The 14,484-nt window shown below is 69.2% G+C and carries 13 protein-coding genes; 4 read left to right on the top strand and 9 right to left on the bottom strand.

What is annotated here, in order from left to right; translation table 11 throughout:
* The first annotated feature begins 10 nt into the window (after positions 1-10).
* A complete protein-coding gene (locus ACFXKA_RS09340; protein ID WP_379426781.1) occupies positions 11-2,071 on the top strand; it encodes a CocE/NonD family hydrolase in 2,061 nt (686 codons plus the stop codon).
* A gap of 100 nt (positions 2,072-2,171) precedes the next feature.
* Here the strand turns inward: ACFXKA_RS09340 and ACFXKA_RS09335 are convergent, their stop codons facing one another.
* Positions 2,172-3,713: a glycosyltransferase family 39 protein gene (locus tag ACFXKA_RS09335; RefSeq protein ID WP_379426921.1), complete on the bottom strand. Its 1,542-nt coding sequence runs from the start codon at positions 3,711-3,713 to the stop codon at positions 2,172-2,174.
* 154 nt (positions 3,714-3,867) lie between these two features.
* Here ACFXKA_RS09335 and ACFXKA_RS09330 point away from each other — a divergent pair, with 154 nt between their 5' ends.
* Complete coding sequence (locus ACFXKA_RS09330) at positions 3,868-4,371, top strand: nitroreductase family deazaflavin-dependent oxidoreductase (protein ID WP_379426780.1); 504 nt, start codon at positions 3,868-3,870, stop codon at positions 4,369-4,371.
* Between the two features lie 60 nt (positions 4,372-4,431).
* On the opposite strand, the gene ACFXKA_RS09325 is transcribed toward ACFXKA_RS09330, so the two are convergent.
* Positions 4,432-4,812, bottom strand: a complete 381-nt coding sequence (locus tag ACFXKA_RS09325; RefSeq protein WP_379426779.1) for a nitroreductase family deazaflavin-dependent oxidoreductase — start codon at positions 4,810-4,812, stop codon at positions 4,432-4,434.
* Between the two features lie 131 nt (positions 4,813-4,943).
* On the opposite strand from ACFXKA_RS09325, the gene ACFXKA_RS09320 reads away from it, so the two are divergent.
* Positions 4,944-5,462: an NUDIX domain-containing protein gene (locus tag ACFXKA_RS09320; RefSeq protein ID WP_354832126.1), complete on the top strand. Its 519-nt coding sequence runs from the start codon at positions 4,944-4,946 to the stop codon at positions 5,460-5,462.
* A gap of 353 nt (positions 5,463-5,815) precedes the next feature.
* On the opposite strand, the gene ACFXKA_RS09315 is transcribed toward ACFXKA_RS09320, so the two are convergent.
* From ACFXKA_RS09315 to ACFXKA_RS09285, 7 genes are read right to left on the bottom strand one after another with little or no spacing between them, the layout of a single operon-like run.
* Entirely contained in the window at positions 5,816-6,961 is a 1,146-nt protein-coding gene (locus ACFXKA_RS09315) for an ABC transporter substrate-binding protein (RefSeq protein ID WP_379426778.1), read from the bottom strand.
* A complete protein-coding gene (locus ACFXKA_RS09310) occupies positions 6,958-7,731 on the bottom strand; it encodes an ABC transporter permease (RefSeq protein WP_379426777.1) in 774 nt (257 codons plus the stop codon). Before ACFXKA_RS09310 ends, ACFXKA_RS09315 begins: the two co-directional genes overlap by 4 nt.
* Positions 7,728-8,585 (bottom strand): ABC transporter ATP-binding protein, encoded by an 858-nt coding sequence (locus ACFXKA_RS09305; protein WP_379426776.1) that lies wholly within the window; start codon positions 8,583-8,585, stop codon positions 7,728-7,730. Before ACFXKA_RS09305 ends, ACFXKA_RS09310 begins: the two co-directional genes overlap by 4 nt.
* A 37-nt stretch (positions 8,586-8,622) precedes the next feature.
* Positions 8,623-9,576 (bottom strand): ABC transporter permease, encoded by a 954-nt coding sequence (locus ACFXKA_RS09300; protein WP_379426775.1) that lies wholly within the window; start codon positions 9,574-9,576, stop codon positions 8,623-8,625.
* Positions 9,573-10,610 carry a TIGR03842 family LLM class F420-dependent oxidoreductase gene (locus ACFXKA_RS09295; protein ID WP_379426774.1) on the bottom strand — a complete coding sequence of 346 codons (1,038 nt, stop codon included), beginning with the start codon at positions 10,608-10,610 and terminating at the stop codon, positions 9,573-9,575. The genes ACFXKA_RS09300 and ACFXKA_RS09295 overlap by 4 nt, the downstream gene beginning before the upstream one ends.
* Before the next feature lie 30 nt (positions 10,611-10,640).
* A complete protein-coding gene (gene hydA, locus ACFXKA_RS09290) occupies positions 10,641-12,062 on the bottom strand; it encodes a dihydropyrimidinase (protein WP_379426773.1) in 1,422 nt (473 codons plus the stop codon).
* Positions 12,059-12,895 carry a nitrilase-related carbon-nitrogen hydrolase gene (locus ACFXKA_RS09285; RefSeq protein ID WP_379426772.1) on the bottom strand — a complete coding sequence of 279 codons (837 nt, stop codon included), beginning with the start codon at positions 12,893-12,895 and terminating at the stop codon, positions 12,059-12,061. The genes hydA and ACFXKA_RS09285 overlap by 4 nt, the downstream gene beginning before the upstream one ends.
* Before the next feature lie 124 nt (positions 12,896-13,019).
* Here ACFXKA_RS09285 and ACFXKA_RS09280 point away from each other — a divergent pair, with 124 nt between their 5' ends.
* The gene (locus ACFXKA_RS09280; RefSeq protein WP_379426771.1) at positions 13,020-14,432 is read left to right on the top strand and encodes a PLP-dependent aminotransferase family protein; all 1,413 of its coding nucleotides are present in this window, start codon (positions 13,020-13,022) and stop codon (positions 14,430-14,432) included.
* Positions 14,433-14,484: the final 52 nt, after the last annotated feature.

The following is a 14,484-nucleotide window of genomic DNA, read 5'->3' as shown; positions in this document are numbered from 1 at the left end:
AGGTAGATCGTTGAGTAGCTCCTTCCGGCCGCGCCGCTGCCGTCTGGCCCCGTGGGCCGTGGCCGGTTTCTCGGTGCTGGCCATGACCGTCACGTCCACCACCCCCGCCGGGGCCGCGCCGGTGTTCGGGCCGGTGCCCGACGCGCCCGTGAACTTCGGACTCCCGACCGGCTATCAGCCGACTCCCGAGCGGTATGGGGTGGGTTATCAACTGGGACAGGTCGTTCCGCTCTCCGATGGCACCCAGCTGCAGGCCGAGGTGCGCTACCCGACCGATCCGGCGACCGGGCAGCGGGCGGCGGGCGAGTTCCCGGTCGTCGTCAACTTCACCACCTACGGCGCGGTGACCAGCGCGCTCACCGCCGCCATCACCGGCGTCATCGACGACCTGCACATCCAGCTCCCCGACCAGCTGAAGGACGCCCGCCGCATCATCAATCAGGCCACCTCCATGCAGGACATGCTGGTGCGGCACGGCTATATCGAGGTGACCGCGGACGTGCGCGGCACCGGCGGTTCGACGGGCGCGTGGAGTCCGGCCTCCGAGCAGGACGGCAAGGACGGCGCGGAACTGGTGGACTGGGCCGCGCGGCTGCCCGGCTCCAATGGCAAGGTCGGCATGTACGGCTATTCGTTCCCGGGCCTGTCGGCCATGCGGACCGCCGAAACCGTGGGCCCCGGTTCGCCATTGCGGGCGATCGTGCCGTTCGCGGTGCCCAACAACATCTTCGACGAGGTGCTCGACCACGACGGCATGATGAGCCCGCTGTTGCTCACGGTCATCTCGCTGATGGTCCCCTACCTCAGCCTGATCGGGCCGTTCCTGACCGCCGCGGTCTCACCCCAGATGTTCCTCGAGTCCCTCGGCGATCACCTGCTGGTGCTGGTCGGCCCGGACACCAGCACCGTGAAGCTGCTGTTCGACGCCTACACCGGCGGCTCCACCGCTTACGACAACTCCTGGTGGCAGGACCGGCGTTTCGAGACCGGCCTGCACAACCTGGTCGACAACGGCATCGCCATGTACCAGGTGGACGGCTGGTGGGATCTGTATCAGGAAGGCGCGGTGCGCAATTACGCGCAGCTGCAGAACCTGGCGGCCGGCCGCGACCAGTTCGCGCCCATGGCTCCCGGCCAGCGGGCCGACGGGCGCTACCAATTGCTCATGGGCCCTTGGTATCACGTCGGCCTGGGGCTGGGCCCGGGCTCGCGCATGGACACCGGTCGGATCACCCTGGCCTGGTTCGACCGGTGGCTCTACGACATTCACAATGGCGTCGACGAGACCGGCACCCCGCTGCACGTCATCGACGCCGGCAACAATGCCGCCGACACCGCGCGCTATCCGTTCGAGCAGGCGGCCGTCCGGCAGCGCTATTTCGACGGTGACCGTCTCGTCGCGGACCAGCCAACGGCTGCCGACGCCTCCGATCGCCTGAATTACACCGGCATCGACAACATCTGCAATCGCGAGTCGCTGGGCCAGTACACGGCGGGCCTGCTCGATTTCGTGTTCCGGATCTTCACCGTCTCCAATCCGTGCACCGAATGGGTGCAGAATCCGACGGCGGGCCTGCGCTACACCATGGACGCGGTGACCGAGCCGACCGTGCTGGCCGGGCCGTCGAGCGTCACCCTGTACGCCTCCTCCACCGGCGCCGACGCGGCCTTCCAGGTGTGGCTCGACGATGTCGCGCCGGACGGGACGACCGTGAACATTACGGGCGGTTCACAATTGGCCAGCCAGCGCACCCTCGACGACGGCAAGACCTGGACGACCGCCGACGGCACCGTCTACGCGCCCGAGCACACCGTGCTGAAGGAGAACGAGCAGCTGCTCACGCCGGGCGACGTGGTGAAGATGGAGATCAAGATCCGGCCCGCCTTCCACCGGCTCGAGCCCGGCCACGCGCTGCGGCTGCGGATCAGCAGCGGCACGTTCCCCTCGACGATCCCCAATCCGGCGGATCTGGGCCGGCTGCTGGGCACCTCGCAGCAGATCCAGAAGAACGCGGTGTATCCGTCGGCGCTGGTGGTTCCACTCGGACCGGCGGACTCGTTCACGCACTGAGCCGGACAGCCGACCGCGCCGCTACCGGAATTGGCGGCCGCGGTGGGGCGCTTGCAGCTCGGCGAGGGGCCCGCGCCCACGGTCGTCCCGCTGCGCGCCGCTACAGGTGCATCCAGTTCGGCCACACCTGTGACCACGGCTGCTTCGGGCCCGAGCACTTCCAGATGGTGACGTCCTGGGTATTGCCCTTGAAGCCCAGCCTGGTGTCCACCTTGCCGACGGGTTCGACGTGCCCGAACTGGCTGCGCAGCGCCGCCTCGGAATTGCCGACGGCCAGCACCGCGGTGGCATCGTCGGGCGCGCCGAAGTAGCCGAAGCCGCGACTGGGGCTGTACAGCGGCGGTAGCCGGTCGCGGCCGAGCTCGTCGAGCGCGCTCGCCTGCCAGTAGGTGTCGGTGAGGATGACCGCGTGTGCGCGCTCGGCCGGGGTGAGCGCCCGGTAGGCGCGGGTCACCTCGTCGGTGAGTTCGTGCCACCCGAAGGAGCCGTACACGCCGATACTGATGGCGGCCTCGGCGTCGTCACGGGGCGGATGCACCTGATCGGCGGGCCGCCACGGGGTCGAGTACAGCGTGAAAACCGTTGCGCCCAGCGCCAATACGGCCACACACACGGTGATCGCGCGGCGCCACACCGAGCCGATCCGCTCGGCCGTGCCGACCACGCCGACCGCGCCCGCCGCGATCAGTACCGCGTACATGCCCGCCGCGTAGTAGATCCGCCCGCCGGTGATCAGGAACGCCGCGTACAACAGCAGCAGGGTGACACCCAGAAACCGGTAGGGCCGCAGCACGTCCCAGCGCAGCAGCACCCACAGTCCCCACAACAGCAGCAGGGCGCCCAGATATCCCGCCAGGCTCACCGACATCGGCACGAACAGCAGCCGCCCGCCCAGGATCCCCTGCTCGGATCCGATCACCCCGCCCATCTTCAGCTGCGGCCAGGAGTGCCGGGCCTGCCAGATCAGCTCGGGCACCGTGGCGGCCACCACGATCGCCCCGCCCACCCACAGCAGCGGCCGCCGCGCCAGCTCGCGCGGCCCGCACAGCAGGCTGCTCGCCGCGACCGCGATCCAGAAGAACGGGATCAGCCACTTCACCTGCATATCCAGCGCGGTGACCAGGGCGGCGGCCAGCAGCAGCCGGTCGTCGCGGGTCCGCACCCACCGCACCACCAGCCAGGTGATGATCACCCACAGCGCGGTGTCGAGGGCATTGGTGGTGAGCATGGTCCCCTGCAACAGCAGGAACGGCGAGCTGGCGTACCCGATCGCGGCGAGCAGCTGCGCCCACCGGCCGCCATCGAATTCCCGCGCGAGCATGGCGCAGAGCACGATCGCGGTCACCGTCAACGCGACCGACGGCAGCCGCAGCACGAAGAACGATCCGGGCGCGAGGCTGTCCATCAGCCACGCCAGCAGTGGCAGCACCGGCCCCTGATCGGCGTACCCGAACCCCGGCCGCCGGCCCGCGGCCAGGAAGTACAGCTCGTCCCCGAAATATCCGTACCGGCTCGCCGACAACAGCAGCACCACTGCCGCCGGCACCGCGACAGCCGCGACGGTCCACCACGCCATGGGCGGGCGTTCCTCGGCCTTGGCGTGCCGTCCGGCACCGAGCGGCCGAGCTGGGCGATTCATCACATCGGTCAACGCGCACTCCTCGCCGGCGGGTCCATGATGCGAACACTCCGGAATCTACAGCTTATTTCCAGCAAATTCCGGACACGGCGACACGAGATCTATACTCGATGCCGGTGTGACTGCCGCACAACGCGTTTCAGCGAAGGAGGACGGCATGACCGACCGAACCCCCGAGACCAATCCGTACGGGACCCCGACCACCACCGGGCCGGAGCCGATCCGGTCCTATCAGAACCTGCTCAATACCTTCATTCGCGGCCTGCTGCGGGTGCCGGTGCTGTCCGCCCGGGTCGGCCAGCGGCTGTGCGTGCTGCACGTGGTCGGCCGCAAATCGGGCAGGCACTACGACGTGCCCGTCGCCTACACCCGCCACGACGGCGACATCCTGGTCGGCACCGCCAAGCGTCCGTGGGTCAGCAATATCCGCAAGGGAGTGCCCATCGAGGTGTCCTTCGGCGGGCACAGGCACACCGCCGACGCCGAGGTGGTCACCGATGCCGAATCGGTGGTGCGGCTGTCGGAGGCCATCGCCCGCGACAACAAGCAGTGGGCCAAGTTCAACGGCATGGGCGTCGACGCGGCGGGCAACCCCAACCTCGCCGATGCCTACCAGAGCTGGCAGCAGGGTTGTGTGATCGTCCGGCTCACGGTGCGCTGATCTCCAGGCCGACTACGCGCCGAGCCCCGACTCACCGGGCGCTGAGCCGCCCGCCGGGCGTCAGTCGGCGCGCCGGGCCTGGACGTAGTCCTCGGCGTTCAGGCCCACCAGCACCTGACGCACCAGCGGCGGCGCCCACGAGGCGGAGGCGTCGTGGCCGACCACCGGATCGGTGAGGGTCACCGTGTGCCCGCGGGTCTCGAACTCGAAGGTCCCCGCCGCCCGAATGTTCTTCAGCCAGTCCACGTCCCGCCCGTAGGTCAGGGCGATGCGGTAGCCGCCGTCGCGCTCGAAGACCATGACCGGGGACCGGTAGACACGCCCGGACCGACGACCGCGGTGGATCACGACCCCGAAGAACGGCGCCACCCGGGCCCCGACCCCCAGTACCGGGTTGCTGACCCGCCGATTGATCCTCGCGAGTACCTGCGGCAGCGGCATGATCTCGTCCTCCCTGACGAAAACGGTTGCGCCCCTGAGGCTACGCCGGGAGCCGGGAGCCCGCGCGGCATCGCTACTGTGCACAGCAGGGCGCCGGGTCCCGCGGCGCGGCAGGAAGGAGAGCCCGGTCCATGCCGGAGATGATCGCGGTGTACGACGCCGCCGGTCGTGAGATCGGCGCGCAGGAGCGCGCGGTGGTGTATGCGGAGGGCCTGTGGCACGCCAGTGCGGGCGTGCTGGTCCGCTCGGGCGACGGGTCGAAGGTATACGTGCACAAGCGGACCGATACCAAGGCCGTTTTCGCCGGTATGCACGATTGCCTGGCGGGCGGGGTGCTGGATCCGGGCGAGGAACCGGCCGCGGCGGCGGTCCGGGAGCTGGGCGAGGAACTGGGCATCGAACTGGGCCCGCACGACGATCGGCCGCTGCCACTGGCGAGCGCGTCCTGGGACGGCGAGTGGGCGGGGCGGCCGATGCGCTGCCACCTGTTCGCCTACGAGCTGCGCTACGACGGGCCGATCCGGCATCAGCCGGAGGAGATCGCGGACGGCTGGTGGTGGTCCGACGAGGAGCTGCGGTCGCACCTGGAGAACCCGGCGTGGCCGTTCGTGCCCGACACCCGGGTGCTCATCCCGGACCTGCTGCGCTGAGCCGACCAACGCCGACGGCCCACCGAATCCCGCGCGATTCGATGGGCCGTCGTGCTACTGCGGTTTCAGGCGGTCGGCGTGGTGCCGCCGGCACTGCCGCTGAACAGACCCTGGATGGTCTTGATCAGAACCGAAGCCAGGAAATCCGAAGCGGATCCGGACACGGGGTACTCCTCATCTTTCAAATGACATGTCGGGCATGTGAATCATGCACGGTTCACATTCGAGGGGAAGCCATTTCCCGGGGAAACACTTCCCCGACCCGACGAGAGCTACACTGTAGAACGCGTTCCACCAGGGTTTATATCGGTTTGATAAAATTGTGACTTATATCACACAATGGCCGGAACGCGCTACTTCCCGCCCTCGGCGAGGGTGACCGGCTGTGCGGCGTAGGAACTCCCGGTGACATCGACGCCCTGCGACTTCAACTGGTCCAGAGCCTTCGTGACGTACTCGACGCTGTACGCGGCGGCGTCGGGGTCCTTGGTGAGGACGGTCTTGCCCTCCTGGTTGCGGGTGGTCTTCGCGATCGAGACGGTGCGGTCCCACGCCGCCTGGTCGATCATCCCGATTCCGCTCGGAGACGGCCAGATCAGCTTGTTCACCTCGGTGATCTGCCACTGCTGATGACTGGCGCCCAGGGTCGACCCGGCGGCCACGGTCAGATCGCGGCATTTGTCCACGTTGTCGCGGCAGAAGGCCCAGCCCTTCAGCGAGGCGGCGATGAACTTCACCGTCTGATCGGCGTACTTGGCGTCCTTCAGCTTGTCGGTGTTGGCCCAGATGGCGTCCTGGAGCATGGCCACACCCTGATCGTTCCAGTCGATGGTGGCGAAATCGTCTGCCGTGTACAGCTTTCCGGTAGCGGGGTTCTTCACCTCGAGCAGCTGCGCGTACTCGTTGTAGGACATGGCCTGGGCGGCGTCGATGTCGTGGGCGAGGAAGGCGTTCATGTCGAACTGCTGCTGGACCAGGGTGACGTCCCTGGCGGGGTCCAGGCCCGCCTTGGTCATGCCGGCGAAGAGTTCGAATTCGTTGCCGTAGCCCCAGTTTCCGACCTTCTTGCCCTTCAGGTCGGCGGGACCGTTGATGCCCGCGCTCTTGAACGACACCTGCTTGGTGCCCGAACGCTGGAAGATCTGGGCGACATCGGTGATGCCCGCACCGGCCTCCCGGGAGGCCAGGGCCTTGGGCACCCAGGCGATCGCGTAGTCGGCCTGTCCCTGGGCCAGGACGGTCTGGGGCACGATATCGGTTCCGCCGTCGAGGATCTGGACGTCGAGGCCCTGCTCCTTGTAGTAGCCCTGGGCCTGCGCGGCCAGATAGCCCGCGAACTGGCCCTGCTTGAACCATTGCAGTTGCAGCTTGACCTTGGTGAGCCCATCGGCGGTGGTCGGGGAATTGTCGGTGGTGCCGCATCCGGACAGTGCGGCCACCGCCAGGGTGGCGGCGGCCAGCACGGCCCGGATGCGGAATCTGCGGGTGGCACTTCTCATTTCGATCTCCCAGGGATGGTGCGGGGTCTGCGGGTGAGCTGTTCGAGCAGCAGCACGGCGGCCAGGAACACCAGGCCGAGGATCATGGCGGCCACCACGTAGGCCCAGGCGCGCGGATAGGCGGTATTGGCCGCCGCGGAGGTGATGCGGCTGCCCAGACCGTGCTGCAGACCGCCGAAGTATTCGGCGATGATCGCCGCGATCACCGCACCGGGCGCCGCGATGCGCAGACCGGTGAACAGGTGCGGCAGCGCGGCGGGCAGGCGCACGGTGCGGGTGATCTGCCAGCCGGTGGCGGCGTAGGCGGTCATGAGGTCTTCGTGCACCCGCGGGACCTGACGCAATCCCCGTGTGGTGCTGACGAAGACGGGAAAGAACACGACGATGGTGGCCACCAGCCGGCGCGGCAGGTCGGTGGTGGTGGAGTACATGGAGTTCAGCAGCGGAGCCAGCGCCACGATGGGCACCGCCGCCGCGCCGGCCGCCAGCGCGCCGAGCACCCCGTCGACCACCCGGAAGCGCACGGCCACCGTGGCGGCGGCCATGCCGAGCGCCGCACCGGCGAGCAGGCCGGCCAGCGCGTTCTTCCCGGTGGCCAGGGCGGCCTCCAGGATGGCGTGGTGATTGTCGGCGAACGCCTGTCCGATGGCGCTGGGCGCGGGCAGCAGGAACGACGGGACGCCCGCCGCGACGGTGAGCACCTGCCACAGCACCAGCAGGGCGACGCCGAAAAGCACTGGCGGCAACCAGGATCGGAGCACGCGGGTCATCGCATGTCCCGTCCGGCGGCGCTTTTCGGCGTGCCTGCGCCGCCGTGCCCCTCATGCAGGGCGGCGCGGACCGCGGCCACAGCGGTGAAGAATTCCTCGCTGGACCGGACCTCGTCGTCGCTGTGGCGGTCCCGGCCGCCGGTGGCCAGCACCTCGGTGATGCGCCCGGGACGCGGGGTCATGACCACCACGCGGTCGGAGAGGAAGACCGCCTCCGGGATCGAGTGCGTGACGAAAACCACTGCGGCGCCGGTCTCTTCGGCGATGCGCAGCAGTTCGCCCTGCATGCGCTCGCGGGTCATCTCGTCGAGCGCGCCGAACGGCTCGTCCATCAGCAGCAGCGGTGGTTTGCGTGCCAGCGCGCGGGCGATGGCGACGCGCTGCTGCATGCCGCCGGACAGTTCGGCCGGGAAGCGCCGCGCGAATTCGGTCAGGCCGGTGATCTCGAGCAGTTCGGCACTGCGGGCGCGCCTTTCGGCCTTGCGCACCCCGTGCAGCTGCAACGGCAGTTCGATGTTCTCCTGCACGGTCCGCCAATCCAGCAGTCCGGCCTGCTGGAAGGCGATGCCGTACTCCTGATCGAGCCGGGCCTGCCTGGCCGTCTTCCCGTGCACCACAACGGTTCCCGAGCTCGGCTGTTCCAGGTCGGCCACGATGCGCAGCAGCGTCGACTTGCCGCACCCGGACGGGCCGATCAGGGAGACGAACTCACCCGCCGCGACGCGCAGGCTCACGTCCTCGAGCGCGGTCACCGCGCCGGCGGCGAATATCTTGCCGACGCCACGCAACTCGACGGCGGGTATGGCCGCGGCCACCGCCGGTTCCGATGCGGCCGCGGATGTCTCGACGGTCACGGGGTACCTCCGAACGAACGAACGGGTAGAGCGATGGTCACCGGGCTGCTCCCGCGGTGTGGCCGGGCCGGGCATAGCGGCGCAGCAGCACCTCGGCGAGCGAGACCAATCCGGTGAGCACCACGCCCAGCAGGGCCGCCGCGATCACCGCGGCGTACAACCGCGCCGCATTGCCGGTCGACTGCTGGGAGAAGACGATGATCTGACGGCCGATCCCGCCCGCGGTGCCGGTCGAGATCTCGGCCACCACACAGCCGATCACCGCGGCGGCGGCGCCCAGCCGCAGGGCGGGCAGGATGTGCGGCACCGCCGCGGGCAGCCGCAGATGTATCAGGGTGGCCCACCATCCCGCCGCGCAGCTGTGCAGCAGCTCCACCGAAGCCCGTGCCGGAGACTGCAATCCGCGCAGCGTGCCGATGGCGACCGGGAAGAACACCAGGTACGACGCGATCACCACGATGCTCATCCACGGCTGCCACGGCCGGCCCGCGATGACGATCTTGCCGCCCCACCCCGCCACCAGCGGGGCCAGCGCGATCAGCGGCACGGTCTGCGAAACGATCACATACGGCAGCAGCCCGCGCTCGACCCACGAGAACCGCTGCATGAGCACCGCCAGCGCGACGCCGACCACCGTGCCCAGCACCAGCGCCAGCAGCGCGAGTTCGAGCGTGAAGCCCGCCGTGCGCAGCAGGGTCGCACCGACGGTGGTCTTCCCGTCCCGCTCCCCCAGCACGGTCAGCACCGCCCAGGAATGCGGCAGCGCGCCGTCGGAGGTGCGGGGCAGGACGCGCTGGTTCCCGATGCTCACGCCATTGGCCGGAACCAGCGCCTTCACCAGCTCCCAGATCGCGATGAGCAGAGCGAAGGCCATGATCGGGTACAGCAGCCGCCATCCGCGCCCGCGGCCCGCGAGGGCGGTACGGGTGAACGAGAATTCCTGTGGCTCGGTACTGGCCGGGGATGATAGGTCGGTCGTCGTCACTCTCACGATCCGGTCACCGTCGCCTCGATCGGATGTGCCAGGCGCGGCAGGACGGATTCGCCGTAGGCCTCGAGGGTGGAGGTCTTGGCGTCGTGTTGCAGGTAGACCGCGAACTGGTCGACGCCCAGGGCCTCGAGCTCGCGCAGCCGGGTCAGGTGCTCGTCCGGGGTGCCGAGAATGCAGAAGCGGTCCACGATGTCGTCGGGAACGAACTCGGCGTGCACGTTTCCCGCCCGGCCGTGCACGTTGTAGTCGTAACCGCGCCGCCCGGCGATGTAGTCGGTCAGCGCCTTGGGCACCTCGGAGTCGGAACCGTAGCGGGCGACGATGTCCGCGACGTGGTTGCCGACCATGCCGCCGAACCAACGGCATTGCTCCCGTGCGTGTTTCAGCGATCCGACGGTGCCGTCGGTGACGTAGGCGGGTGCCGCCACGCAGATGGTCACCGCCCCCGGGTCCCGGCCCGCGCGTTCGGCGGCGGCCCGGACGCGGGCGATGGTCCAGGCGGTGATGTCCGGGTCGGCGAGCTGGAGAATGAACCCGTCGGCCACCTCACCGGTGAGATCCAGGGCGCGCGGACCGTATCCGGCGACCCACACCGGCAGGCGGGAGTCCCGCGCCCACGGGAAGCGAACGGTGGTGTCGCCGATGTGCACGCTGCGGCCGTTGCCCAATTCCCTGATGACCTCGATGGATTCGCGCAGGGTCGCCAGGGTGGCGGGCCGCCCGCCCAGGGTGCGGACGGCCGAATCGCCGCGGCCGATACCGCAGATGGTGCGGTTGCCGAACATGTCGTTGAGGGTGGCGAAGGTGGAGGCGGTGACGGTCCAGTCACGAGTGGACGGGTTGGTCACCATCGGGCCCACCATGATCTTGCGGGTCGCGGCGAGAATCTGGCTGTAGATGACGTAGGGCTCCTGCCACAGCAGGTGCGAATCGAAGGTCCACACGTGCGAGAACCCGTGTGTCTCCGCGATTCTCGCCAGTTCCACCACCCGTGACGCGGGCGGCGTGCACTGCAGCACCACACCGATGTCCATGCGGCACTCTCCCCTCGTAGCTCGGGTTCGTCAGATGAGGTTCTGGGACAGGCCGCGTTTGACGTACCGGCCGTGGCCGGCGCTGCCCAGGTACTGCCCCGCGTCGACGATCACCCGGCCGCGCGAGAGCACGGTGTCCACGTGCCCGTCGATCTCGAAGCCCTCGTAGGCCGAATGGTCCATGTTCATGTGGTGGGTCTTGCCCAGGCCGATGCTGGTGTGCCCGTGGGGGTCGTAGATCACCACGTCCGCATCCGCGCCGGGGCTGATGACGCCCTTGCGCGGGTAGAGCCCGAACATGCGGGCCGGGGCGGTGCAGCACACCTCCACCCATTTCTCCAGGGAGATGCGGCCGTCCTTGACGCCCTGGAACATCAGGTCCATGCGGTGCTCGACGCCGCCGATCCCGTTGGGAATCTTGCTGAAATCGCCGAGGCCGAGCTCCTTCTGATCCTTCATGCAGAAGGGGCAGTGATCGGTGGCCACGGTGCTGACGTCGCCGGTGCGGATGTAGCGCCACAGCTCGTCCTGATGGCCTTCGGCGCGGGCGCGCAGCGGTGTCGAGCACACCCATTTCGCGCCCTCGAAACCCGGTGCGCCCAGGTTCTCCTCGAGCGAGAGGTACAGGTACTGCGGACACGTCTCGCCGAAGACGTTCTGGCCCTTGCCCCGTGCCTCCGCGATCTGTTCCAGGGCCTGTTTGGCGGAGACGTGGACGACGTAGAGCGGGGCGCCCGTCACCTGCGCCAGCATGATCGCGCGGTGGGTGGCCTCCTCCTCCATCTGCCACGGGCGCGTGACGCCGTGGTGGTACGGCGCGGTCTCGCCCCGCGAAAGCGCCTGTTCCACCAGCACATCGATGGCGATCCCGTTCTCGGCGTGCATCATGAGCAGGGCGCCGAGCTCACCCGCGGTCTGCATGGCGCGCAGGATCTGGCCGTCGTCGGAGTAGAAGACGCCCGGGTAGGCCATGAACAGCTTGAAACTGGTGACACCCTCGGACACCAATTCGCTCATGCCCTCGAGGGATTCGGCGTCCACCGAGCCGACGATCTGATGGAATCCGTAGTCGACGGCGCAGTTTCCGGCCGCCTTCTCGTGCCACAGCGCCAGGCTGTCCTGGACCCGCTCGCCCGGCTTCTGCACCGCGAAGTCGACGATGGTGGTGGTACCGCCCCACGCGGCGGCGCGGGTGCCGGTCTCGAAGGTGTCCGACGCCTCGGTGCCGCCGAAGGGCAGCTGCATGTGGGTGTGGCCGTCGACGCCGCCGGGGATCACGTACTTGCCGGTGGCGTCGATGACGGTGTCGGCGGTGGCGGCCAGGTCGGCGCCGAGCGCGGTGGATCCCGGCTGCACCACCGCGGCGATGGTCTCGCCGTCGATGAGGACGTCGAGGGGCTGGGATCCGGTGGCGGACACCACGATTCCGCCGTGGATGAACGTCGTGCTCACGGCTCCACCAGCTTTCCGTAGGCATCCGGACGCCGGTCCCGATAGAAGGCCCAGCGGTCGCGCACCACAGTGATCAGTTCCATGTCCAGGTCGCGGACCACCAGCTCGGGGGCGGTGTCGGAGGCGACCTCGCCCACGAACTGCCCCTCGGGGTCGACGAAGTAGCTGGTGCCGTAGAAGTCGTCGTCGCCGTACTCCTCGATGCCCACCCGGTTGATGGCCCCGATGAAGTACTCGTTGGCCACCGCCGAGGCGGGTTGCTCCAGCTTCCACAGGTAGCTCGACAGTCCGCGCGAGGTAGCCGAGGGATTGAACACGATCTCCGCTCCGGCCAGGCCCAGCGCCCGCCAGCCCTCGGGGAAGTGCCGGTCGTAGCAGATATAGACCCCGATTCTGCCGACGGCGGTGTCGAAGACCGGCCAACCCAGATTGCCGGGGCGGAAGTAGAACTTCTCCCAGAACCCGTTGACCTGCGGAATGTGGTGTTTGCGGTACTTGCCGAGGTAGCTCCCGTCGGCGTCCACCACCGCCGCCGTGTTGTACAGCAGTCCCGGCTGCTCCTGCTCGTAGACGGGCAGCACCATCACCAGGCCGAGCTCGCGGGCCAGCGCCGCGAACCGCTCCACGGTGGGACCCGGCACCGATTCGGCGTAGTCGTAGAACTTGGTGTCCTGGACCTGGCAGAAGTACGGCCCGTAGAACAACTCCTGGAAGCAGATCACCTTCGCCCCCGCCGCAGCAGCCTGCCGCGCGTAGTCCTCGTGCGCTTTGATCATTGACTCTTTGTCGCCGGTCCAGCTCGTCTGCACCAGCGCCGCTCGAACAATCGCCATAGTTTGTGATACTGCACCGGAAACGAATTCGCTTGTGTTACAAGATGAAGGAAACGATTTCGTGACCGTAAAACCTCCGGCCCACCCGTCGGAGCCACCCCCGTCCCCCTCGCACACTGAGTCTGTGACCGCCGAATCCGCCGCCGACCTGGCCGCCGCCGCACACGACCGCACCGCGGCCGGGATCGCGGCCGGAATCGGCCAGCGGATCCGGTCCGGCGCGCTGGCACCCGGCACCCGGCTGCCCACCGTGCGCGAGGTGGCCCGGGAGCTGAAGGTCTCCCCCGTGACGGTCAATCAGGCGTGGCGGGCGCTGGCGGCCGCCGGGGCGATCGTGGCGCGCGGCCGGGCGGGCACCTTCGTCCAGGACGCGCCGCACGCCCCCCGCGCGCCCGCCGCCGGACGCTATCAACGCCTCCACCCCCACTCCGACAGCGTCTTCCGCATCGACCTCTCACGCGGCACCCCCGATCCGGCGCTGCTGCCCGACCTCACCGCCGCATTACGCGGTCTCGGCGACGACGGCCGCATCGACGACCTGTCGGCCACCTACCTCGGCGAGGCCGTGCTCCCCGAGCTCGAAGCCGCCATTCGCGCGGACTGGCCGGCCCGCGCCGAACGGTTCACCATCCTCGACGGCGCGCTCGACGCCGTCGACCGCCTGCTGGCCGCCCACGTCCGGCTGGGTGACGCGGTGGCGGTCGAAAACCCGTGCTTCCCGCCGTTTCTGGACCTGCTGGCCCGGCTCGGGGCGCGAGCGGTTCCCATCGATCTCGACGAATCCGGTATGCGCCCGGATCGGCTGGCCGCCGCCCTGGCTGCCCGCTCCCCGGTCCTCGTGCTGCTCCAGCCGCGCGCTCAGAACCCCACCGGCGCCTCGCTGTCGGCGCGGCGGGTGCGCGAACTGGCCGACGTGCTGGCCGATGCCGCGGTCGTCGCGGGCGGCACGCCGGTCATCGTCGAGGACGACCACAGTTCGGGCATCACCCACGCGCCCCTGCGCTCCCTCGCGGCCCGCCTGCCGACCCGCACCGTGCACATTCGCTCCTACTCCAAATCCCACGGCGCGGACCTGCGCCTGGCCGCCGTCGGCGGCCCCGCCGACCTGCTCGACCCGCTCCTCGAACGGCGCATGCTGGGACCGGGCTGGACCAGCCGGCTGCTCCAGCGGGTGCTGCTGCACATGCTCACCGACGACGCCGCCCGCACCACCGTCACCACGGCCCGCGGCATCTATCGCGCTCGCGCCGACGCCCTGCGAAAATCCTTGTCGCACCACGACATCCGTCTCCCCCGCGGCGACGGGATCAACCTCTGGTTCCCCGTCACGGACGAGAACGCCGCCATGATCTCCCTGGCCGCCGCCGGCATCAAAGCGGCCCCGGGCGGCCCGTTCGAGGTGACCGACCACCCCCACACCGACCACCTGCGCCTCACCGTCGCCGCCCTCGCCGACTCCGTAATCCCCGAGGTGGCACGGCATCTCGCGACCGCCGCGGTGGCCGTGCCGACCTACCGTCGGGTCCGGCGGGCCTGACACCGCATCCACCCAGCGGGCAATCGCGGGTCACGCCTGCCCCGGACCAGTA

Source organism: Nocardia sp. NPDC059228 (assembly GCF_042754245.1).
Lineage (GTDB): Bacteria > Actinomycetota > Actinomycetes > Mycobacteriales > Mycobacteriaceae > Nocardia.
Note: the sequence above shows the minus strand (reverse complement) of the source record. Positions and strands in the feature narration are given on the sequence as shown.

Coding starts and splice junctions, on each gene's coding strand:
- ACFXKA_RS09325 (WP_379426779.1), bottom strand. CDS start 4,812: ATGCCGCTGCCGCAGGTACTCGCGAGGATCAATCGGCGGGTCAGCAAC.
- ACFXKA_RS09285 (WP_379426772.1), bottom strand. CDS start 12,895: ATGGCGATTGTTCGAGCGGCGCTGGTGCAGACGAGCTGGACCGGCGAC.
- ACFXKA_RS09310 (WP_379426777.1), bottom strand. CDS start 7,731: ATGACCCGCGTGCTCCGATCCTGGTTGCCGCCAGTGCTTTTCGGCGTC.
- ACFXKA_RS09295 (WP_379426774.1), bottom strand. CDS start 10,610: ATGGACATCGGTGTGGTGCTGCAGTGCACGCCGCCCGCGTCACGGGTG.
- ACFXKA_RS09320 (WP_354832126.1), top strand. CDS start 4,944: ATGCCGGAGATGATCGCGGTGTACGACGCCGCCGGTCGTGAGATCGGC.
- ACFXKA_RS09315 (WP_379426778.1), bottom strand. CDS start 6,961: ATGAGAAGTGCCACCCGCAGATTCCGCATCCGGGCCGTGCTGGCCGCC.
- ACFXKA_RS09330 (WP_379426780.1), top strand. CDS start 3,868: ATGACCGACCGAACCCCCGAGACCAATCCGTACGGGACCCCGACCACC.